23 protein-coding genes are annotated in these 21,678 nt (G+C 64.6%); 9 read left to right on the top strand and 14 right to left on the bottom strand.

The genetic code is table 11. The annotated features are described in order from the left end of the window. Window positions 1–344: 344 nt before the first annotated feature. From IRI77_RS18690 to IRI77_RS18655, 8 genes are all read right to left on the bottom strand, one after another. Window positions 345–755, bottom strand: a complete 411-nt coding sequence (locus IRI77_RS18690; RefSeq protein ID WP_228486199.1) for an HNH endonuclease — start codon at window positions 753–755, stop codon at window positions 345–347. Between the two features lie 622 nt (window positions 756–1,377). Next, window positions 1,378–2,679 (bottom strand): APC family permease, encoded by a 1,302-nt coding sequence (locus IRI77_RS18685; protein WP_194446561.1) that lies wholly within the window; start codon window positions 2,677–2,679, stop codon window positions 1,378–1,380. Then, window positions 2,676–4,454, bottom strand: coding sequence for a M1 family metallopeptidase (locus tag IRI77_RS18680; RefSeq protein ID WP_194446560.1), 1,779 nt, complete (start codon window positions 4,452–4,454; stop codon window positions 2,676–2,678). Before IRI77_RS18680 ends, IRI77_RS18685 begins: the two co-directional genes overlap by 4 nt. A 69-nt stretch (window positions 4,455–4,523) precedes the next feature. Further along, on the bottom strand, window positions 4,524–4,895 hold the full coding sequence (locus IRI77_RS18675) for a DUF7670 domain-containing protein (protein ID WP_194446559.1): 372 nt from the start codon (window positions 4,893–4,895) through the stop codon (window positions 4,524–4,526). A gap of 90 nt (window positions 4,896–4,985) precedes the next feature. Next, window positions 4,986–7,040, bottom strand: a complete 2,055-nt coding sequence (locus tag IRI77_RS18670) for an Ig-like domain-containing protein (protein WP_194446558.1) — start codon at window positions 7,038–7,040, stop codon at window positions 4,986–4,988. A 135-nt stretch (window positions 7,041–7,175) separates the two neighbouring features. Continuing rightward, a complete protein-coding gene (locus IRI77_RS18665; protein ID WP_194446557.1) occupies window positions 7,176–7,937 on the bottom strand; it encodes a DedA family protein in 762 nt (253 codons plus the stop codon). A 100-nt stretch (window positions 7,938–8,037) separates the two neighbouring features. Continuing rightward, complete coding sequence (locus tag IRI77_RS18660; protein ID WP_194446556.1) at window positions 8,038–8,490, bottom strand: MarR family winged helix-turn-helix transcriptional regulator; 453 nt, start codon at window positions 8,488–8,490, stop codon at window positions 8,038–8,040. Window positions 8,491–8,502: 12 nt separating this feature from the next. Further along, on the bottom strand, window positions 8,503–9,738 hold the full coding sequence (locus IRI77_RS18655) for a serine hydrolase domain-containing protein (RefSeq protein ID WP_194446555.1): 1,236 nt from the start codon (window positions 9,736–9,738) through the stop codon (window positions 8,503–8,505). A 43-nt stretch (window positions 9,739–9,781) separates the two neighbouring features. Here IRI77_RS18655 and IRI77_RS18650 point away from each other — a divergent pair, with 43 nt between their 5' ends. Then, on the top strand, window positions 9,782–11,437 hold the full coding sequence (locus IRI77_RS18650; RefSeq protein ID WP_194446554.1) for a hypothetical protein: 1,656 nt from the start codon (window positions 9,782–9,784) through the stop codon (window positions 11,435–11,437). On the opposite strand, the gene IRI77_RS18645 is transcribed toward IRI77_RS18650, so the two are convergent. The 4 genes from IRI77_RS18645 to IRI77_RS18630 are packed head-to-tail and all read right to left on the bottom strand — an operon-like array spanning window position 11,434 to window position 14,973. Then, entirely contained in the window at window positions 11,434–12,024 is a 591-nt protein-coding gene (locus IRI77_RS18645) for a class I SAM-dependent methyltransferase (RefSeq protein WP_194446553.1), read from the bottom strand. The genes IRI77_RS18650 and IRI77_RS18645 overlap by 4 nt on opposite strands. Further along, the gene (locus IRI77_RS18640) at window positions 12,021–12,980 is read right to left on the bottom strand and encodes a uroporphyrinogen decarboxylase family protein (RefSeq protein WP_194446552.1); all 960 of its coding nucleotides are present in this window, start codon (window positions 12,978–12,980) and stop codon (window positions 12,021–12,023) included. The genes IRI77_RS18645 and IRI77_RS18640 overlap by 4 nt, the downstream gene beginning before the upstream one ends. Window positions 12,981–13,000: 20 nt before the next feature. After that, complete coding sequence (locus tag IRI77_RS18635; protein WP_194446551.1) at window positions 13,001–14,428, bottom strand: FAD-linked oxidase C-terminal domain-containing protein; 1,428 nt, start codon at window positions 14,426–14,428, stop codon at window positions 13,001–13,003. Window positions 14,429–14,451: 23 nt separating this feature from the next. Beyond that, window positions 14,452–14,973, bottom strand: a complete 522-nt coding sequence (locus tag IRI77_RS18630; protein WP_228486198.1) for a TlpA family protein disulfide reductase — start codon at window positions 14,971–14,973, stop codon at window positions 14,452–14,454. Window positions 14,974–15,072: 99 nt separating this feature from the next. On the opposite strand from IRI77_RS18630, the gene IRI77_RS18625 reads away from it, so the two are divergent. The 8 genes from IRI77_RS18625 (at window position 15,073) to IRI77_RS18590 (ending at window position 18,660) form a co-directional block, all read left to right on the top strand. Beyond that, window positions 15,073–15,483 (top strand): 6-carboxytetrahydropterin synthase, encoded by a 411-nt coding sequence (locus IRI77_RS18625; RefSeq protein ID WP_194446550.1) that lies wholly within the window; start codon window positions 15,073–15,075, stop codon window positions 15,481–15,483. Between the two features lie 13 nt (window positions 15,484–15,496). Further along, on the top strand, window positions 15,497–15,979 hold the full coding sequence (locus IRI77_RS18620; RefSeq protein WP_194446549.1) for a 6-carboxytetrahydropterin synthase: 483 nt from the start codon (window positions 15,497–15,499) through the stop codon (window positions 15,977–15,979). A gap of 46 nt (window positions 15,980–16,025) precedes the next feature. After that, window positions 16,026–16,580: a GTP cyclohydrolase I FolE gene (folE, locus tag IRI77_RS18615; protein ID WP_194453710.1), complete on the top strand. Its 555-nt coding sequence runs from the start codon at window positions 16,026–16,028 to the stop codon at window positions 16,578–16,580. A 91-nt stretch (window positions 16,581–16,671) separates the two neighbouring features. Further along, window positions 16,672–17,061 (top strand): hypothetical protein, encoded by a 390-nt coding sequence (locus IRI77_RS18610; protein ID WP_194446548.1) that lies wholly within the window; start codon window positions 16,672–16,674, stop codon window positions 17,059–17,061. Between the two features lie 85 nt (window positions 17,062–17,146). Next, the gene (locus tag IRI77_RS18605; protein WP_194446547.1) at window positions 17,147–17,389 is read left to right on the top strand and encodes an MJ0042-type zinc finger domain-containing protein; all 243 of its coding nucleotides are present in this window, start codon (window positions 17,147–17,149) and stop codon (window positions 17,387–17,389) included. Further along, window positions 17,337–17,771, top strand: coding sequence for a carboxypeptidase-like regulatory domain-containing protein (locus IRI77_RS18600; RefSeq protein ID WP_194446546.1), 435 nt, complete (start codon window positions 17,337–17,339; stop codon window positions 17,769–17,771). The genes IRI77_RS18605 and IRI77_RS18600 overlap by 53 nt, the downstream gene beginning before the upstream one ends. Window positions 17,772–17,780: 9 nt before the next feature. After that, on the top strand, window positions 17,781–18,176 hold the full coding sequence (locus tag IRI77_RS18595) for a carboxypeptidase-like regulatory domain-containing protein (RefSeq protein ID WP_194446545.1): 396 nt from the start codon (window positions 17,781–17,783) through the stop codon (window positions 18,174–18,176). 10 nt (window positions 18,177–18,186) lie between these two features. After that, window positions 18,187–18,660 (top strand): TlpA family protein disulfide reductase, encoded by a 474-nt coding sequence (locus tag IRI77_RS18590; RefSeq protein ID WP_194446544.1) that lies wholly within the window; start codon window positions 18,187–18,189, stop codon window positions 18,658–18,660. On the opposite strand, the gene lysA is transcribed toward IRI77_RS18590, so the two are convergent. Both lysA and IRI77_RS18580 read right to left on the bottom strand, forming a co-directional pair. Continuing rightward, window positions 18,657–19,904: a diaminopimelate decarboxylase gene (gene lysA / locus IRI77_RS18585; RefSeq protein ID WP_194446543.1), complete on the bottom strand. Its 1,248-nt coding sequence runs from the start codon at window positions 19,902–19,904 to the stop codon at window positions 18,657–18,659. The genes IRI77_RS18590 and lysA overlap by 4 nt on opposite strands. Before the next feature lie 22 nt (window positions 19,905–19,926). Next, window positions 19,927–21,678: a GAF domain-containing protein gene (locus IRI77_RS18580; RefSeq protein WP_194446542.1), complete on the bottom strand. Its 1,752-nt coding sequence runs from the start codon at window positions 21,676–21,678 to the stop codon at window positions 19,927–19,929.

Genomic DNA, 21,678 nt, shown 5'->3' with positions numbered 1-21,678 from the left:
GATTGCTGGCGGCGCAGGGCTGTCGCAATTGCCTGTGCCGTTGGTACGAACTCAGGTTATGCGAATTCGAGCGGGCAAGTCGACTGGTTTGAGGGCTGAATTTTGGACTTTATCTTGTTTGTTTTCAACGAGTTCGATTTCTCGGTGGACGGCCTGTTATCCTAAATGCGGGGCAGGGTGGGCGGTTTTTGCCGGTAGCGGGGCCGCCTGACGGGTTCACGGACGACAATAGCGGCTCGATCCGGGTCCTTTGGCCGAGACCCGCATTTGTGAGAAGCTCCCGAGACCGTCCGCCTCATCGGGCGGCACCGCTGGCTCATTCCCGATTCGCTCCCTAGGCCGGATCACCTGATGGGACATTCTGGATTCGGTTTGTACTCAACAATTTGTCGAACAAGTTCGAGGTCACCGGCCATGCGGATCCGCTGTGCTTCGACGTGAAGGCGCACCGCAGCCACGAGTCCGGCCCGGTCGGCACCTGCGGGGGCACCTTTGCGGGGATCCCACCGCCACTTGAAGTACACATTGCACATCCTGCAGGCGATAGCGAGATTGTCGAGTGACTCGTCTCCTCCCACTTCCTTGGGGACTATATGGTCCAGAGTCCAGAGTTTGTAGTTGTCAATTGAGCTCAGTAGGTCCAGATCGCAGTACTCACAGCGGTAATTAGCTCGTTCTCCCGCCTCAGCCTGATCCTTTGACCATTTTCCAGTTGCCATCAATCGAGCAGTTACACCATCGTCGAAATTACTCATTCCTGCAGGATATTCCCAGGCCCATGCCAGGGAACTCCGTCAGCAGCCCGAGTTTGGCCGACCAAAGGATCTGAGTCGGCTGGGGGCGTTTTCCTTTGAAGGGGCTCTCCCGGAACATCTGCCTGTCTGGGATCCACACACTCTCATCTTCTTTTGATCCTGGTGTCTACCCACACTGCCATCACCAGCGACTGACTGGTTGCCCCCCTGCATCTCGAGTAGCCGTCGAAATGCCCATTCAAGATTGCCTAAGTCGTGACAGGATAGCGCTCATCTCCCTCATCGCTAAATCTTCACAAAAGTATCAATGGATTTCTGGCTGTCCCGTTCGGCCGGTGCCGCCGGTTCGAGGTATTTTTGCCTCTATTTCGTCAATGAGTTGCGGGTCGGAGCGGCTGTCAGGCTGTTGCCCTTGCGGTAGGCTTTCCTCCGGAGAACGTGATGAGAGATCAGCGGCCGTGGGCGCCTGCCCGGTAGCGCTCATTTTTGAGGGATCAAACCCATTGCGCCGCGACTGACCGGATTGCGGGCCGGCGGCTTCGGTTCCCGTGTTTTTGAGGGAACAAACCCATTTTCGAGAGCTGGGCGATGGCTCCGCCTTAAGCCGGGCCCCTGCGGATCGTCAGCGAGGTTCCGGACGCCGCCAGCGGGTCACGCCGAACAAAACGAAGCCAAACGCCGTGGCCAGCATCGTGTCCCGCGCCTCCAGCCAGGTGCTGCTGGAGAACAGCCACAGGCACACCACTACCCCCAGCAGCGCCATCGGCACTCCTCCGGGCGTGTGGAACAAAGCCACCGGAGCCTCCGGTTGCCGCCGCAGCCGCGGTACTGACCCGCAGGTTGCCAGGTAGGCCACCAGCCTCGACAACGTGCTCACCGTCACCAGGTACACATAGGTCCCCGACAGCGTCAGCGCCAGCATCGCCGCCGCGGTCCAGAGCACGGCCGCCACCGGCGTCCGAAATACCGGGTGCAGCCGCGCCAGGGGTGCCGGCAGGTCGCCCTGCTCGCCCATGGCAAACAGGATCCGCGACGCCGACAGCACCAGGACGTTCAGGTTGCCGGCCAGCGAGACCACCAGCCCGGCTGCCATCACCGCGGCTCCGGCGGGTCCGCTGAACGCCGCCGCCGCATCCGCCAGCGGCCGTTTCGAACCGGCCAGGCCGGGCAGCGTGCCGATGCACACCACCTGGATCAGCATGTATAGGGCGATGACCACCGTCATGCCCGAAAACAGGGCTCGCGGCAGGTCCTTCTTCGGGTTCTTCGACTCGCCGGCCGGCACCATGCCCATCTCAAATCCGGTGAAGGCGAACACCAGCAGCAGCACGGAGAGCGAGAACGAGCGGTAGCTGGGCGGCTGCTGGAAGTTGAACTGCACCGGCTGCAGGAAGAACAAGCCGGCGATGGCGAAGCCGGCCAGCGGGATCAGTTTGCCCACCGCCAGCACATTGCTCGCCAGGGCCACTGGCCGGATGCCCCGGATGTTCAGCCAGGTCAGGGCCGCTACAACGACGGCCAGCAATGCGGCCCGCGCCGGTCCGCCCGACAACGCGGGTACGAACAAAGCCAGATACTCGGCCAGCAGCGAGCAGTTGGCCGCAAAGGCGGAGATCCGCGCCACCCACAACAGCCAGCCCACGGCAAAGGCCGCGCTCGGCCCGAAGGCCTCCCGCGCGTAGAGATAGGGCCCGCCGGTCTCCGAGAAGCGGCTCGCGACCTCGGCGAACGACAGGACGATGATTGCCACGCACACCGCGCAGGCCAGGAACGCGAACAGGCTGTAGTCGCCGCTCAGGGCGAATACACGGGACGGCAGGCCGAAGATGCCCGCGCCGATCACGCCGTTCAGCACCACGGCCGTCAGGTCGCGGGTCCGCAGGGAACGCAGCAGGCTCTGGCCCGGCAGCCGGCCCGGCGTCAAGGCTTCTCCTGCCCGGATTCCTTGAGCGTCTTCAGCGCCTCGGCGGCCGCCTGCGCCACGCGCGGCTGCGCATCCCGGGCCAGGACGGCCAGCAGGGCCCGCCCGTGGCCGCCCGCCTTCAGGTCGTAGACCAGCGTCAGCCGCTCCGCCGGAGTCAGTTCCGGCAGGCCGCCCTGCGCCACTGCCTCCAACTCCGCCTCGGTCCAGACGGTGCGGTAGTAGCCCGTCCCGCCCGCATTCGCGAAGACCCACGCCGGACAGGCTTCCATCGGAACCTCGCGCGCTGCTTCGGTCAACAGGGTGCAAGCCTGCCCCGCGTTCGTCTTCCAGCAGACCGGTACGGACCACCGGGCCTCGCCGGCCGTCTGTTCCACCACCAGCGCACCCCGGCCGCTTTCGCACTTCCGCTTCACTTGAACCGACGGGACTCCGGGCTGGTCCAGAAACGAGTGCAGGGTCGGCTTGGCGTCGAGCGCGTCAGCCAGGTCGTCCGTGGTGGCTGTCCCAAACGGCCTCTGCTTCAGATACCGCTGGAGCTCACCCTGGAACCGCTGCGCGCCGTGCCAGCCCTCCAGCATCAGCAGCACGGCCGCGCCCTTCTGGTACACCATACGGCTGTAGACGTCCTTGAGATCCTCGCGGTTCTTCATCGGCACGCGCACCGGCCGGGCCTTGGGACCCACATCGGCGGCCATGATCCGCTCGCGCGCCGCCACCGCCGCCAGGTGCTTCTCCGTAGCCGGATGCTCGGCGTCCATCATGACGCCGGCCAGCCAGGTGGCGAAGCCTTCGCTCAGCCACACGTCTTCCCAGCCGGCCTGGGTCACCAGATTGCCGAACCACTGGTGCGCCAGCTCGTGCGTCATGATCTGGCGGAGGCGCTCGCGCCACTGCTCGGAGTCCTTGCCTGGCTCCGCCAGCAGCGTGCTCTGCTGGTAGTTGATCAGCCCTGGATTCTCCACCGCGCCGAAGGCGCCTTCCGCCCGTGCCAGGTGGTCCAGCTTGCGGAACGGATAGGGGATCCCGGTGTAGCGCTCCAGCCCTTCCAGCACGCGGTTCGTGATGTCCGCCGCATAGCGCCCCTGCTCGCCGCGCCCCTTCGGCGTCACCACGCGTACGGGCACCTTCCGCTCGCCCGCGTCCGGGCCGTTCACCGTGTCGAAGGGACCTATGGCAAAGGCGACTAGCTCACTGGGCAGCGGAGCCGTTTCAGTGAACCGCACCACCTTCATGCCCTCTGGTTCGTCCGCTTCGGACTCCAGCGGAGCGTTGCTGAACGCCCGGTGCTCGCGCCGCACATGCAGCGTCAGCTTCCACGGCGTCTTGTAGCGCGGCTCATCGAAACACGGGACCGCCCGGCGTGCCTCGATGGCCGTGAAGGTGGTGAAGACATACCACTGGCCCTCCACCTGCCGGCGGTAGGGACCGTCCATGGCTTTGTCATCGATGCGCCCCTGGTAGTGGATCTCCACCTCGGCCGCGCCGGGACCCAGCGGCTGGGGCCACTCCACCCGCAGCTCCTCCGGGTTCAGGACCGAGGCACGTGCCGTGAAGGTCCGGCCACCCAGGCGCACCTGCGCCGCGGCTGGAACGAGGTCCTTCGCGTTCAGGGTGAGCGCCCGGGTGGCCGCATCCAGCCGGACCGTGATGTGCACGACGCCATTGAACTCCGGCCGTTCCGGCACCACCGTCAGGTCCAGCGCATAGCGCAGTGGCTGGGCCGCCCACATTCCGGCGGCCAGCAGCAGGCAGGCGAACAGTCGCAGCGTCTTCATCTCTACCCTGGATCCCCAGCGTCAGCCGGGAATGTTTTCCAGGGTAGCGCACCAGGCCAGGCGGGGCGCTCAGTTGGTCTGCATGGGCTTCTGGAGGGTCTTCTTCACTGCCCAGTCCAGCAGGAACAGGCATGCCGGTACCGCCATCACGGCCACCACCTTGCCGCCCCGATCCAGCCGGACCTGCACGATCACTACCCAGGCCGCCAGCGCCGCCAGCGACAGCACGGCCGCCTCCATCTCCCATTTCCACGCCAGCAGCGGCGCCAGGCAGGCAATGGTAATCAAGCCGATGCCCAGCCACTCCCGCCACTGCGTCGGAGCGCCGGAATGGGGCGAAAAGATCTCGGCGCCCACCAAGAACAGGAAGCCGCCGGCCACCACCACGCCCGCCACGCGGGCCATCCACTTCAAGAAGAGCATCCACCATCGGGTCGTCATTGGAACTTCTCCCAATGTGATCGTAGGCCCGGCCGGCCTCTCCAGGCACGGCTATTCCGGCGAACGGTGACCAGGGGCCGATGAACGGTTCTACTGCAGGAAACCAGTGGTCTCCGGCAGCACGTCCGGCGTCTCGAACAGGTTGATGCCGAAGAACGGCTTGACCAGGTTGTTCACGTCCGGGACCACACTTTCGCCCGATTGGACGAAGGTCGCGGCCTGCGCCAGGACGGCCAGCGAAATGGGCGCTCCATTCGCGTCCAAAAGGAAGGCGAAGTAAGTGTGCGGATTGGCGGGCAGCTCCGGGCGCAGTGCCCGCGCCAGGTCGTGCCGGTAGATCGACGTCATCGCCTGGCCGTCGGCACAGCGCACCAGCAGCGAGTTCGACGGATTCGGCACGGTCTGGTCGCCGATCGCGAATTGGAACAGCACCCGCTTGGCCGGGACGCCGTCCAGGGGAGCCGTGGTCAAATGCGGAGCGTAGGTGGAAGGCGCGCCGGCTGCCTCAATCCACTCCAGACGTTCGAAGACATCCTTGATGTCGGCCGCGCCCGGAACGCTCAGGATCTTCACCGGTTCATCGCGCCCCACATACTGCTCGTCGAAATCAGGGAACGCGTTCAGCCGCGCCGGGACGCGCAGGCCCAGGTAGCCCTGCACCAGCGGCCGCAACGACTGGCTGACGCGCGCCGTCTCCACGCCGCTGGCGCCGCCCACGTTCAGCACCGCCGCGGGGATGTCCGGGCTGGTGGCCGTCACCAGGGTGCCCACAAACGCACCCAGCGACTGCCCCCAGAACGCCATCTGCGAGCCGTCCAGGTCGGGCCGTCCGTCGCCATCCACATCCAGGCCGAGCTTGATCGCCCGCGCCATCGCCAGCCAATCGATCGCCGTCTGCCGCAGGCAGTCGCGGATGGAGACCGGCGCGCCGGGCACCAGCACGATACACCCCTCAGTGGCTCCAATCACGCCGTCACCGTCCAGGTCGACACCGCGTCCGGCCGCCGCAATCTCCTGGGTCCCGGCGTCCTTGCCAATGCGGATCGTCGATTCAGGACCATAGCCGTGGCCCACGGCGTTCAACGCGACAATGGCATAGCCCCTCGGCATGAACGACTGCGCCATCACCGACGGGCCAGCCAGGCGGTTGTCGCCCAGTCCGTGTGCCGCCAGCAGCACCGGATAGCCGCCGGGCGGCATTGGCGTGTTCGGCAACAGCACGTGGAAGGCAACCCTGCCCATGCTGATCTCCTTGGGCAGCGGGTCGAGCGTGGGGGTATTCGGGATCACCTGCTGGGCGTTCAACAACTGCGGCGACTGCAGGGTCCCGAAGGCAATGCGGTCGATCCCCAACACAGCGAGAATCGCAGGCGGCGCGGGGAAGGGCACTTCCTCAAACTTGTCGCCGTCCGTGCGGACTTGGGCGTGCACTGTCAGGGTGCGAATGTCGCGAACGGGCACGGTCGCCACCGGCTCGAAGGCCGGCGCGCTGAGATCGATCATCTGCCGCGCCGCTTCCAGCAGGGTCGTGCCGGTCATGGTGGTAAACACTGAGCCGCCTGTCACCACCGCGCCTGGAAGTGCCTGGCCGGCCAGGGTCACCGCCGCGCTGATGTCCGTGCAATAGACGCCGCCGATCAGTTGGTCGACACACGCCTGAAAGCCGTCATCCCGGCTCACGGCTGAGCCGGCCGGATCCTTCACCGCGTCCGTCACCAGCAGCGCGTAGCGCAGGCCCTGCCGCAGCGGCTGGTCCGGCTTGGCGAGCATCGTGTTGGTCGCCGGATCCCAGCTCACGCGATTCACCTGGGTGACCCGGTTGGAACCATCCAGCCACACCAGCACGACGCCGCCGCGCAGGGTGGCCGGGTCGATGGCGCCGTTGAACCGCACGGTCAGGCGCGCCTGGACGTTGAAACCGTCCAGTTGGTTGATCAGGGTCAACTCCTGGCAATCGCCGGCGCGCTGGTCGCAGTCCGGCAGCGGCAGGTTCACCCGCCGCCCGGTCTTCTGCGTGTCATCCGGCGTTGTCATGAAATCCGACGGAAACGGCCCGATGGCCGGATCCGTGGGATTGAACGCGACCGTGACACTACCGCCAAATAAACAGGTGGAACCAAGAAGAATCAGGACCAGAGTCCGCATGAGAGCCCCTCACAGGCTATCAACAGGATAGCCCTGAGCGACCCACTCGTCATAGCCGCCCTGCAGCGGCCGGACGTTCGCGAAACCCATCTTTTGGAGCCGTAGCGCCAGACCGGCGCTGGATGCTTCGTTCGGTCAACTGCAATAGAAGACCAGGTGCGCTCCGGCGGGCAAGTCGCGCAGGTGAACGTCGATCTCGTCCTGCGGCAGCATCAAGGCGCCAGGCAGCTTAAAGCCCGACCGCTTGATGGCATTGGGCCCGCGCAAGTCGATGATATACGTGGGCTCTCCGGAATCCAGCATGGCCTTCAGGTCGGTGGGCTGCAGGCGCGCGATGCGGTAGAGCCGCATGGCGCGCTCGCGCTGCCACAGTTTCCAGAAGATCCAGGCCGCCAGGGGCGACCCTACGACCACCAGCAGTCCAATGCCAAAGCTGGAGAGCGCCTCGGCAAACTCTTCCACCTTGCGGCGCAGCAGGAAGCCGACCGCCAGCGAGGAGCCCGCCCAAAGGAAGGCTCCGCCGGCATCGAAGGCCAGAAAACGTCCCATGGGAAGCCGCGCGCTGCCGGCCAGGGGCGGCGCCACGGTGCTGAGTCCGGGAATAAATTTGGCGACCAGCAGGGTGGCCGGGCCCCAGCGGTCGAACGCGTTGGTCGTCGTCCGGACACAGGTGTCCGGCTCCAGCGACAGCTTGCAGAGCAGGGCCAGGATCGAATCGCCCCGGCGGCGGCCCAGGTAGTACCACAGGACGTCCGGAGCCATGGCGGCAATGATGGCCAGCAACAGGGACAGCGAGACGGAGTAGTAGCCCAGTCCCGCCATGGCGCCCATCGCCAGCAGCACCGGCACGGCCGGTACCGGCGCGCCCAGTTGTTCCACAAACACGGCGGCAAACATCAGGCCGTACCCGTGGTGTAGAACGAATTCCCAAACCCCATGCATTTAGAAAGAAACCCCAGTCGAGGAAAGATCCGTGCCAATGGCGCCAAATGGATCCCTACATCTTAGAAGCATCCGGGGCGGTCCGGGATGCAAGTAGCGCGCTCGCGAGTTTCACCAGACTGGCCGTACGCCGCTCCCGCAAGGCGGAAAACTGTTTCCGGTGCAGTTCTGTCACCGGTTCATCGAGTTGAGCCAGCAGGTCCAGGCCGCGTTCGCTGATCGTGACGCGCACCACCCGGCGGTCCTCCGTGCCCCGGACGCGTGACACCAGGCCGCCCTTCTCCATGCGTTCGAGCAATCTTGTTACATCCGGACCGCGCGTGATGAGACGGTCGCCCACCTCGCCACAGGTAAGGGAGGCGGGCCGCGCGCCGCGCAAGATGCGCAGGGCATTGAATTGCGCAGGGGAGAGGCCGTAGCCCTTCAGTAACCTGGTTATGTCTTCCATCAGGCCGTTCGCCGCGCGCTGCAAGGCGACGAAGGCCTCGGTTTCGAGCGTGATGCCCATCGCTGTACCGGCCTACTGTTTGGAGGGCTCGAGCACCGCGGCGTTGGTCATGTTGATGAACGCGTCGCGCACCGGCTTCGCATCATCGTCATCCTGCACCAGGAATACGCCCACCAGTTCCTTTTTCGGGTCTACCCAGCCGTAGGTTCCAAACGCTCCGCCGTGGTTGAACGTGCCGATGCTGTGTCCGGTCAGGGTCCCGATGGGGTCTTTGACCACGGCCCAGGTGAGGCCGAAGCCGACGCCGGGATCGTGCCCCGCCTTGAGGTCGCCCGTATGAACCTTGGTCATCACTTCGACGGACGAGGGGGAGAGCAGTTTCTTGCCGTTCAGCGAGCCCTTGTTCAGCATCATCTGGTACCACTGCGCGAGGTCCAGGGCGGTGGAGTAGAGACTGTACTCGGGGCCGGAGTACTTCGCGCCTTTCCGGAACTGCAGGGCGTCGCCGCCCAGGACGTTGGCTCCGGCCTTCACCAGTTTGCCGTCCTTCCGGTCGTAGAGCGCGGCCAGCCGGCTGTGCTTCTCGGCGGGCAGGGAGACATAGGTGTCTACCATGCCCAGCGGTTGGAAGATCCTGGTTTCGAGGAACTTCTCGTAAGGCATCCCGCTCTCCACTTCGACGATCCGGCCCAGTGTGGCCAGGCCGGCGTTGGAGTACTGCCATTTGGTGCCGGGCTCGAAATCGAGCGGCTGCTGGGAGTAGATGAGGCACGCTTCGGCCAGCGTGCGGTCCATTTTCACCATGATGTCGCCGAGGCCGGGCGACGCCTGGCCCATGCCTGATGTATGGGACATGAGGTCGCGCACGGTGATGGGCCGCGCGGGACGCCGCAGGGTCCGCACGCCGTCCGTTTCCGAGGCGATCACCCACAGGCCGCGGAACTCCGGCAGGTGCTTCTCGACGGGGTCGTTCAGCCGCACTTTGCCCTCTTCCACCAGCATCATGATGGCCGCGCCGGTGAACTGCTTGGTCATCGACATGATCTGAAAGATAGAGTCGGTGCGCATCGGCTTCTTCGCCTCAATGTCCGCCCAACCGCTCGCTTCCAGGTGGGCCAGCACGCCGTTGTGCTGCACCAGCGTCACGGTGCCGGGCACCATCTGGGCGTCGGCCATCGCCTTCATCCGCGGCGCGATCTTCTGCATCTGCGCGGCGTCCAGGCCGGCTTTGCCCGCATCCGGCACGGGCGGAGCGGCGAAGACCAGGCTGGAAAACAGCAGCAGGGCGGCGGAACATCTTAGCAACATTTGTAGAAACTCCACGGGCATTATAATCGCAGGGAACCCGCCCATGCCTATCAGCCGCCGTCACTTCACCGCCGTCCTGGCCGCCAGCGCCGCCGCCGCCCCTGCCGTTGTCCCGATTGAGGCCGAGCTGGTGCGCCGGCACGACGCCTCGGTCGATCAGATTCTGCGGCAGCAGATCACAGATCCGGCCGATCCTCATCGCGGCGGCTACGCCGACGAGTTCGGGCTGTTCAGCGCCGGCACCGGAGCAGGCCTTTGCGATACGTTGATCGCCGCCTATGTCTACCCAGGCTCCCGGCATCACAAGTCGGCCGAAGTGGGGAAGCGCTTCCAACTGGCCGCCGGGTACCTGGCGCGCATGCAGAATGACGACGGCACCATCGATCTGCTGGTCACCAATTTCCACTCCACACCGGACCTGGGCTTTGTCATTCACGGGGCGGCGGGCGCGGCCTGGATCGCGAAACACTTCAACGAGCCGGCGCTGTTTGCCGCCCTGGAGCCGTTTCTGCGCAAGGCGGGCCAGGCGTTGGCTACCGGCGGCGTCCACACTCCGAATCATCGCTGGGTGGTGTGCGAGGCGCTCTCGCAGATCCACGAACTACTGCCCGATCCCAGCTATCCGCGGCGCATTGCGCAGTGGCTGGCGGAGGGGATCGATATCGACTCCGACGGGCAGTTCGACGAACGGTCCACCACGGTCTACAACACCGTCAGCGACAAGGCTCTGCTGGTCACCGGCCTCAAGACGGGCCGGCCGGAGCTTCTGGATCCGGTGCGCCGCAACCTGGAGGCGATGCTCTACCTCATCCACCCGGGCGGGGAAGTGGTGACCGAGATCTCCACCCGGCAGGATCAGTACGACCGCGCCGGGATGGATCGCTACTGGTTCCCGCTGCGCTATTTCGCCATCCAGGACAACAACGGGCAGTTCGCCACGGTGGTTCGCAGCATCGAGCAGCGCGCCGGCTCGCTCTCGTTCGACCTGCGTTACCCCGAACTGCAGAAGCCGCTGCCGGCCTCGAAGCCCCTGCCGGACGACTTCGAAAAGCTCATGCCGGCTGTGAAGATCGCCCGGTTCCGGCGCGGCGCGATGAGCGCCAGCATCCTGCTCAACGGCAACAGCCGGTTCTTCACGATGCGCAAGGGTGGGTGTGTGGTGGAGGCGGTCCGTTTCGCCTCGGCGTTCTTCGGCAAGGGGCAGTTCCGCGCCTCGTCCTACGAGAAGACCAAGGACGGCTACCGGATGACGCAGGAGCTGGAGGGGCCGTACTATCAGCCCTTCGATCCGCCGCGTCACGTGGAGGCGTCCGAGTGGTCGGCGCTGAGACCGCAGAGGAAGAAGAGCAACATCGAGCGCTTGCGATACACCGTCACCGTGCGGGAGAAGGCCAAGGGCTTCGTGATCGACATCGAGGCCCAGGGGACGGCTGGAGTCCCTCTCGCCATCGAAGTGAACCTGCGGGAGAACGCGGTGCTGGAGGGCGTCGGAGCCGCACCGAAGGTCAACGGCGGCTTCCTGCTGAAGGACGGTTATGCCGTGGCGCGGGCCGGCGGGGACGCCATCCGCTTCGGCCCGGGCTTCTCGCAGCACTCCTATACGCAGGTGCGCGGCGCGGAGGCGAAGCTGCCGGGGTCCAGTGTCTACCTCTGCGGCCTGACGCCGCTGAAGAAGACCATTGAGTTCGAGACCCTTTAGACCTTCTCCAGGCGGGCGATGCGGAACATGCCGTTCAACATGGCGGGTTCCTCATGGACGATCTCGAAGCCGGCCTGGGCGGCGAGGTCGAGCGTGCGCAGGTTCAGGTCGGTCACCAGGAACTTCATCAGCGGGTTCAGCAGCCTTCGGATGAGGCGTGGCTGGCCGGGGCCGTGAAAGTACTTGTCGAAGAGCATGATGCGGCCGCCTGGCTTGAGGACGCGGCCGGCCTCGCGCAGGCAGCGCAGCGGCTCCGGCACAATGGCCACGATCAGGTGCAGCAGCACGCAATCGAACGTTGCATCGGGAAAGGTGAGTTGCTGCGCATCCATCACCTGGATGCGGGCGGCGGCGCTCTTGCGGCGGGCCTGCTCCACCATGCCGGGGCTGAGATCGACGGCATCCACCTCGATGCCGGACCGGATCAACGGCAGGTCGAGGCCGGTGCCGCAGCCGTCCACCAGGAGGCGTTCTCCGGGTTGCAGCCTGGCCAGGTCCAGAGACCGGCGGCGCAGGTGCTCAAAGCCGATCAGCTTGTCGTAGTAGGGAGCGTAGAGGTCCCAGCGGCGCGTCTTCCAGCTCATCATTGGCCGTGCAGGACGCGGCTGAGCTTGAGCTGACTGGCGTCGGTGGCGTCGTCCGGAATGGAGCAGCCGGGGGCGCAGATCCATTTTGGCGCGGCTACGCGGGCTTTTTGAACCAGGGCGGTGATGTCGGCGGCGCTGGAGGTGGCCGATTTGTTCTCGTCCAACCCACCCATTAGCACGCCGTTGAAGCGGCGCCGGGCCTCGGACATCGGGAACTTGGTGCCAGCCACCGAATATTGAATGATGGGCACGTTCCAGCCCTTCCAGAAGTAGTCGAGGATGACGCGGTCGCCATGCAGGTGCAGCGTATTCATGGGCGCGTCCTGCGCGGCGGCGAGAACCATGCGGTCGAACGGCTCGCTGAACTTGCGATACTCGGCCAGGGTCATGACGGTCTGCTGGGCATTGGCGATGGAGAGGAAGACGCCGGATGCGCCTGCTTCGAGCGCTGCCTTGACGTGATTCGCCTCCGACTTCGCGATGGCTTCCAGGGCGTCCAGCAGCGATTGCGGCTTGTCGTGCATCAGCCGCAGGACCGCTTCTTTCGATGAGAGCTTCTCGGCGACATTCCACGGGTTGAACTGCGTTTCCACGAAGTACTTCTGGCCGGCCAGGCCATCGCGGATGAGCTCCAGCGCCCGCAACTGCCGGGGAAACGGCGAATCCACCGGCTTCAACTCGTACCACGGCCCGCCGGCTGGTTTCGGGTAAGGATAGTCGCTCATCACCTTGACGAAATCGAGGTGGTAGCGACGCTGGTAGTCCATCGTGAACGCGGCGTGCTTTTCGGGCGGCTGCGCTTCGTCGTGGAAGTGATGCCAGAACGAGAACGGCGGACGATCGGGCATACGGCCTTTGAGCACCGCGGTGACCCTCTCCGTCGGGGTCATCTTCTCCTTCGGCGCCGGAGCGAAGAACGCCATTGCGCCCAGCGAGAACTCTCGTCGGTTCATCATGACCGTGTACCTCCCCAATATCAGTAGACCGGGTTGCCGGCGATGAGCGGCGGCTGGCGGATCTCGGCGCAGCCTCTGGCTCCGGGCAGCAGTTTGCCGGGATTGAAGAGCCGGGCCGGATCGAACAGCTCGCGGATGCGGCGCATCATATCCAGGGATTCGGCGGAAAACTGCTTGTCCATGAGGTGCACCTTCTCCATGCCGATGCCGTGCTCGCCGGTGATGGAGCCGCCCACCTGGATGCAGTATTCGAGGATGTCGAAGCCGGCGCCCTGGGCGCGGTTGAGATCGCCCGGTATGCGGGCGTCGAACAGGATGATGGGATGCATGTTGCCGTCGCCGGCGTGGAAGATGTTGCCGATGGTCAGGCCGTATTGGGTGGAGATCTCTCCGATGCGGCGCAGGGTGGGCGCGATCTGGGTGCGCGGCACGACGCCGTCGTGCACGTAGTAGAACGGGCTGACGCGGCCGATGGCGCCAAAGGCGTTTTTGCGGCCCTTCCACAGCAGTTGCCGCTCGGCCTCGCTACGGGCGACGCGGAATTCGCGGGCGCGGCAATACTCGCAGGCCTGGCGGACCTGTTCCGCCTGCTCCTCGACGGCCTCGCGCACTCCTTCGAGTTCAATGAGAAGCACGCCGTCGGCGTCGAGCGGATAGCCGGCGTGCACCGCCGCCTCCACCATCTTGAGCATGCAGCCATCCAGCATCTCGACGGCGGCGGGCGTGATGGCGCGGGCGGTGATTTCGCTCACCGTCAGGGCGCAGTCGTCGGCGGAGTCGAAGATGGCCAGGATCGTCTTGACGCACTCGGGCTTCTTCATGAGGCGGATGACGATCTTCGTCACCAGGCCCATGGTGCCTTCACTGCCGGTGAGCAGGCCGGTGAGGTCGTAGCCGGGGGTGTCGGGCCACCAGGCTCCGGTCTGGACGACCGTGCCGTCGGGCAGGACGACTTCGAGGCCCAGGACGTGGTTGGTCGTGACGCCGTAGGCGAGGGTATGGGGGCCGCCAGCGTTCTCGGCCACATTGCCGCCGATGGTGCAGGCACGCTGGCTGGACGGGTCCGGTGCATAGAAGTAGCCGTCGGCGTCCACGGCGAGGCTGATGTCGAGGTTGACGACGCCTGGTTGGACGACGGCGCGTTCGTTGGCCAGGTCGATCTCCAGGATGCGGTTCATGCGGGAGAAGCCCACCAGGATGCCGCCCTTTTCGGGGATGGCGCCGCCGCTGAGGCCGGTGCCGGCTCCGCGGCCGACGATGGGTACGCCGTTGCGGTGCGCGACGCGGACGATGGCGCTGACTTCGTCGGTGGTACGCGGGAAGACGACGATCTCCGGGCGGGCCTTGTCGACACCGCCGTCGTACTCATAGAGCCGCAGGTCCTCGGGGCGATTCAGGTACCCTCGCGGACCAACGATGCGGATCAGTTCGTCCTTCCAAGCGCCCATGGTTGCCACTCACTCTACTACAACTACAGGAGGGACTCGATGCTGCGGATGACCTCGGGCGCGGTCCAGTCCTGGGGGCCGATGATCTTCTGGCGGACCTTGCCTTCGCGGTCGATGATGTAGGTTTCGGGGTACTTGAAGGTGCCGTAGTCGGCGCTGATGTTGGCTTCGGGGTCGCGGGAGGTTTCGAAGCTTACGCGGGCCTGCTGCAGGAAGCGCTTGTAGCTGACGTCGTTCTTGTCGACGCTGACGCCGAGGACGACGACGCCCTTGGGGCCGAGTTGCTGCGCCATGGCCTGCAGGGAGGGCATTTCCTCAATGCAGGGCGGGCACCAGGTGGCCCAGAAGTTGACGACCAGCACCTTGCCGCCGAAGTCGGTGGTGGAGACCTCGCGGCCGCGATCCGTGCGAACTGTAAACTTTGGGGCCTTGTCGCCCACAGCCACTACGCGCTCGCGCAGTGAATTGCCCATGACGAGAGCCAGACCGGCCAGCAGTACAACGGCCACCATCTGAATCCTGAATGCCAACTTGTTCTTGTCCATAGCGCCCGACTTTCTGGACCTGGGTATCCAGATCCTTACCCCTATAATTGTATCGTCAGGTGCGGGCCGCGCATCTGTTCTACAGGCAGCATTTTTGTCATGTGGATCACCCGCAAGGTCGAATTCTCCGCCTCCCACTCCTGTTACAACCAGGACCTATCCGAGGCTGAAAACGCGGCGCTGTATGGCGCCGACGCGAATCCGCATGGTCATGGCCACAATTATTCGCTGGAAGTGACGCTGGAAGGCGCGCCCGACCCGGTTACGGGTATGGTGGTGGATCTAAAGGCAGTTAAACAGATTCTCGAGCGCGAAGTGGTGGAGCCGATGGATCACCGCCACCTCAACCACGAGGTTCCGCCTTTCGATTCCGTCGTGCCGACGACCGAGAACCTGGCGGTGGAGATCTGGCGTAGACTGCAGCCGCATTTCGCGGCGGGGCCTGGACGGCTGCACGCCATCCGGCTGTATGAGACCGACGATCTTTTCGTCGAGTATGAGGGGCGCTGAGCTGAGCCTCGCCATGCCTGACGTACGCCTGGTCCGCCGCTACCGCTTCTCGGCCGCACATCGCCTGCACACTCCACTGCTGAGCGACGCGGAGAACCGGGAAGTGTACGGAAAATGCAATAATCCCTACGGCCACGGGCACAACTACACGCTGGACGTGTGTGTACGGGAAGAGATCGATCCTGTGCGCGGACGTGCAGTTTCGGTAGACGCGCTGGACCAGTTTGTCGAAACCGTGGTGCTGAAGCAGTTCGACCGGCGCAACCTCAACGCGGAAGTGGCTGAATTTGCGACGCTGGTGCCGACGACCGAGGTGCTGGCGGAGGTGCTGGCGCGGCGTCTGGCGGCCGCCTGGCCGATTGCCTTTGCGGGGCATCCGGCGCGGTTCGAAAAGCTTAGAATCTGGGAAACCAAACGCAACATCTTTGAAGTGGTCGCGCCGGTCCCGGCGCCTCAGGAAAGTCATCGCGATGAAATCATCGAAAGCTTTAGTTAAGGTTCTGGAACCCAAGCGGCTCGAAACCGCCGGCAATGAGGGGGTCATTGCAGCCAACATGAAGGAAGTGCTGCGCGCGCTGGGAGAAGACCCGCAACGGGAAGGGCTGCTCTCGACGCCGGTGCGAACCGAGAAGGCGCTGAAATTCCTGACCAGTGGGTATACGGCCGACATCGAGAAGATCGTCAACGGCGCCATCTTCAACGAGAAGTGCGACGAGATGGTGGTGGTGAAGGACATCGAGTTCTTTTCGATGTGCGAGCACCATATGCTGCCGTTCTACGGGAAGGCCCACGTGGCCTACATTCCGAAGAATAAGATCATTGGGCTCAGCAAGATCCCGCGCATTGTCGACGTCTTTGCGCGCCGCCTGCAGGTGCAGGAGCGGATGACGCAGCAGATCGCGGAATGCCTGCAGGAGGTGCTGGACGCGGTGGGCGTGGGGGTCATCACCGAAGCGCGCCACTTCTGCATGATGATGCGCGGTGTGGAGAAGCAGCACTCCTCGACGACGTCTTCGGCCATGCTGGGCGCCTTCCGGCAGCGGAAGGACTCACGGGACGAGTTCCTGTCGCATGTGCGGCACAACTCCCTGATCTAAGCCCCAGGCTACAGGTTAGTTTTTTAAAGTTTTGCTCCGGCCGCCTCGGCACCCTTGCCGATGGCGGCCTTTGCGTTAGGATAAAAACTGAATGCCAGAGAACTTCCGCCGATTCGAAGTGACCGATCCATTTGGCCGCGTGTGGCAGGCCGAGTTCCGGTGGCAGCAGAATGCCATCTCCATCCGCCACTGCGACGCCGTGGATTGCAAGTATTACATCACCGACGGCGAGGAGAAGCGTGAGGTGGTAGTGGCCTTGATGCACACCGACCTTCTGGCCGCCGCCGCACGCAGAGGAAGACAGCTGACCGACGCATGGTGCGGGCGTCTGGCGAGTCTTCATCTCGAGCACATGATTTCGACCTGGGAGGACATGGAGACGACGATTGTGACTGTGTCATCCGCGGCTCTCGATGCGCATAGCAAGGGCATTGAGGAAGCGGAGAACAAAGAGCGCGAGCGGCTCCTGTACGCCCACTAAGTTCCCCGTTGCATTAGGACAAGCACTTTGGCGACAATTCACTCTGACGCTTGAAGCGCTTGCCTTCCTTTGAGGAGAATCAGCCATGATCGACTGCCCAGAATGTGGCGCTGCCATCGACGTTGAAGAGGACGAACTGGACGAAGGCGAATCCGTCCTCTGTGAAGAGTGTGGGAAGAACTTCGTAGTCTCGTCCGTCGATCCCCTCGAACTGGAAACTGACGGCGAAGGCTTCGACGACGAAGAGTTCGACGAGGAGTTCGACGAGGAAGACGATGAGGAAGACGAGGAAGAGGAAGAGGAGGAGGAAGACGACGATTGGCGCTAGGCTGATTGTCCTGCTCCTGCTGCTGGCTCTCTCGCCGATTCTGCCTGCCGGTCTTCTCGGGGCCGGAGACAAGCCCTCTGAATCGGCCGTGGTTGCTGGAACCGTGTTCCGGGAGCCCGGTTTTGCCCTGCCCGGCGCCGAAGTGACCCTGACGGTGAAGACCAGGCCCGAAGGGGGGAAGGCGCCCAAGCTCCAGAAGAAGGTTTCCGATGCGCGGGGCGAGTTTGCCTTCTACGTTCCGCCCCGGAAGGCTCAGTATCTTGTCACCGTGAAGGCCCGCGGCCACGTCCAACAAGAGAAGGTTGTTGACGTGAACGACAGTCCGGACCGGCTGGATGTGTACTTCCAGCTCAAACCCGAGGCTGCGCCGGAGTCTAAATAGGAGTTCACCATGAATCGCCGTCTCTTTGTTCTGCTGCCGCTGCTGGCCGCGTCGCTGTTTGCCTTCCAGTTCACGAACCAGAAGAAGTCGAAGTCGCGCGACCCGAATGTGCGGAACGTGGAAGGCGTTGTGTCCCTTGAAGATGGGGCTCCGGCGGTGGGTGCCGTGGTGCAGCTGAAGAACCTGAAGAGCTTGCAGGTGAAGTCGTTCATCACGCAGGACGGCGGCAAGTATCAGTTCCAGAACCTCTCGACGCACACCGACTACGAGCTGAAGGCGGACTACAAGGAGTTTGCCAGCCCCTCGCGTTCGCTGTCGATCTTCGACACTCGGCTGGACGCGGTGGTGAACCTCAAGCTCGAGCCGAAGAAGGCCGAGGACAAGAAGTCAGACGATAAGAAGTAAGGACGGCACCATGCGACGCATCCTGCTGACCCTGCTGCTGGCTGCCGTTCCGGTTCTGGCGGCCGACCTGAAGCCTGTCGACGAAGCGACCTACACCGCCAAGGTGGTGGCGCCGGCGAAGGGCAAGGTGCTGCTGGTGAACTTCTGGGCGACTTACTGCGTGCCGTGCCGCAAGGAGATGCCGCAACTGGTGGCCCTGGCGGCCCGGTTGAAGGCCCAGGGGTTCGAACTGGCGACGATCTCGGCGGATGAGCCCGAACAGGCGAAGGATGCCGGTGCGTACCTGGACAAGACCAAGGTGCCGGCCCCGGTGTACATCCGGCGGGCCAAGGACGACGACAAATTTGCCGCCGGCCTGGATCCCAAATGGTCGGGCGCGCTGCCCGCGTCGTTCCTCTACGACAAGACCGGCAAGAAGGTCCGGTCGTTCTTCGGCGAGGTAAACCTCACCGAACTGGAAGCGGCGATCAAGAAGCTGCTCTAGAGTTCTTCCCCGCGAATCAGGTCATCCAGCGTCTCGCGTTGGCGAATGACGCGCCAGGTGTCTCCCTCGACCAGAATCTCGCACGGCCGTACCCGTGAGTTGTAGTTCGACGCCATGGCGAAGCCGTAGGCTCCGGCGGTCATGATGGCGATCAGGTCACCGGGCAGGACATTGGCCACTTCGCGGTTCTCGGCGAGGAAGTCGCCGCTTTCGCAGACGGGTCCGACGATGTTCGCGACCACGGTGCCGAACTTCGACTTCCGCAAGGGCAGGATCTCGTGGTGGGCCTCGTAGAGGGCCGGACGGATGAGTTCGGTCATGGAGGCGTCGATGATGACGAACTCCTTTTCCCCGTTCTTCTTGCGGTAGAGCACGCGGGAGACGAGCGCACCGGCCTCGGCGACGACGGAGCGGCCGGGTTCGAACATCAGGAACAGGTTGTGACCGTCGACGAGCTGGCGGATCTTGCGCAGGAAGGTGTCGACGTCGGGGCGCGGATCGCCGGCATGGTAGGGCACGCCCAGTCCGCCGCCGAGATCCAACTCCTTGATGGCAATGCCCTTGGCGCGCAGGCGGCCGACCAGGGCGAGCATCTTGGTGGCGGCTTCCAGCAGCGGGGCGGGGTCGAGCAACTGGGAGCCGATGTGGCAGCTCACGCCGTCGAGCGAGATGCCTGGCAGCGCGGCGGCGCGCTGGTAGACGCCCTCGACTTCGGCGATGTCGATGCCGAACTTGTGCTCCTTCAGGCCGGTGGAGATATAGGGGTGGGTGGCGGCGTCGACGTCGGGATTGACGCGCAGGGCGATGGACGCGGTCTTGCCCAGGCGCGAGGCGAGGGAGCTGATGAGGGCGATTTCGGCTTCGCTCTCGCAGTTGAAGCTGTGGATGCCGAGCTGGAGGGCGGAGTCGATCTCCTCGCGGGTTTTGCCGACGCCGGAGAAGACGACTTTACCGGGGTCGCCGCCGGCCTTGAGGACGCGGTGCAGTTCCCCACCGGAGACGATGTCGAAGCCCGCGCCGGCCTGGGCGAGCATGTTCAGCAGGCTCAGGTTGCTGTTGGCCTTGACGGCGTAGCAGACGCGGTGGGGGATGCCGAAGAGGCCTTGGTCGTAGGAGTGGAAGCGATCGAGGATGGCGCGCGCCGAATAGACGTAGCAGGGCGTGGCGGCGTGGTCGGCGATTTTGGACAGCTCCACGCCCTCGCAGTAGAGGACACCTTCGCGGTATTCGAACGGTTGAAACATAAGTGTTTGAGCCCCTCTGCGGTCAGATTACTTTGAGGACGATGACCGTCTGATCGTCGTGCACCGGCGTGGTTTCCCGGTACTCCTCGATGTCGGCCAGCAGGCCATCGGCGATCTCCTGGGCCGGGTCGCAGCAGCGGGCTTCGAGGAAGCGCCGCAGCCGGCGGCGGCCGTACTCCTCGCCGGTCGGGTTGCCCTGGTCCTGGACGCCGTCACTGAAGAGGACGAAGACGTCGCCGCTCTTGGCCTGGAACTCGGTCTCCTCGTACTCGATGTTCTCCAGCAGGCCGACGGGCACACCGGCGGCATGAGGCTGGAGGATCTGGCCGCCGCGGCAGACCAGCGGGGTGGTGGAGCCAGCGTTAGCCATGATGAACTTCTTTTCGACTGCACGCCACAGCATGACCAGCAGGGTGACATAGCGGGCGGGCACCTGGCGCTCCATCAGGGTGTCGTTGAGCGACTTGAGAAGCTGGGCCGGGCTGCGGCGGCGGGGTGCGGCGCCGCGGAGCATGCCGCTGAAGAGCGCTCCGTAGAGGGCGGCTGCGGCGCCTTTGCCGCTGGAGTCGCCGAAGGCGAGCATGGTGTGGTCGTCGGAGTATTCGAAGAAGTCGAAGACATCGCCGCTGATCAGGCGCGCGGGCTTCATGCGGACGCCGACGCTGAGGCCCGGCAGGTCCGGCGCGGCCTGCGGCATCATGATCGACTGGACTTCGTGGGCGGCCTCGAGGTCCTCCTGGATCGCCTTTTCGCGCCGTTCCAGTTCCTCATAGAGCCGGGCGTTCTCGATGGCGATGGCGACCGAAGGGGCGATGAGGGACAGGGTGCGGACGTGGTCCTCGTTGAAGTAGCCGACGCGCTCGCTTTCGAGATCCATGACGCCGATGACGCGGTCCTTGACGATGAGGGGGACGGCGACCTCGCTGCGGATGCCCGCGTGGGAGTCGATGTAGCGCGGGTCGGTGGACGTGTCGCGGGAGAGGACGGGCTGGCGCGATTCGGCGGCGGCTCCGGTGATGCCCTTGCCCATGGGGAGGCTCTCCATCTGGACGCGTTTGTCGTAGCGCTGGCTGAAGAGGCTGACGAGCTCTTTGCGGTCCTCGTCGACTTGCAGGACGATGAAGGCGTCGAAGTTGATGAGGGTCCGGACGCTCTTGGCGATTTTGACGAGGAGCTGGTCCAGTTTGAGGATGGACGAGAACTCGTGGGCCATGTGGCCGAGGGCGCGCTGGGTCTTGTTCTGGCGTTCAACGCGGCGGTATAGGCGGGCGTTGTCGATGGCGGCGCCGACGCGGGACGCAATGAGCTGAAGCAGGGCGCGGTCCTGGGCGGAGAAGGCGTCGGGCGTGGTGGATTCGAGGTCGATGACGCCGACGAGCTTGTGCCGGGCGAGCATGGGGACGGCGAGTTCGCTGCGGACGGCGTCGAGCGCGCTCAGGTAGTTCTTGTCTTCCTCGACATTGCCGGTCATCACGGGCTGGCGCGTGGCGGCGGCGGTGCCGGTGAGGCCTTCACCCAGGGGAATCAACAGGTTGTGGGCGATCTCGTGGCGATGGCCGAGGGAGTAGCGGATGCGCAGACCGCGGCGGCGTTCGCTGTAGAGCAGGATGGCGAAGAGGTCGTGCGGGATGACCTGGCGAACGATGTTGGAGACGTTCTCCATCAGGCGTTCGAGGTCGAGGGTCTCGCCGGTGGCGGCGGACACCTCCAGCAGGAAGTCGAGCAATTCCGCCCGCTCCCGGAAGCGAACCCGGGTTTTGCGTGTGACGGCCAT

Origin of the sequence: Paludibaculum fermentans (genome assembly GCF_015277775.1) — a bacterium.
Taxonomy (GTDB): domain Bacteria; phylum Acidobacteriota; class Terriglobia; order Bryobacterales; family Bryobacteraceae; genus Paludibaculum; species Paludibaculum fermentans.
This window is presented reverse-complemented; position numbering and strand designations above follow the sequence as displayed.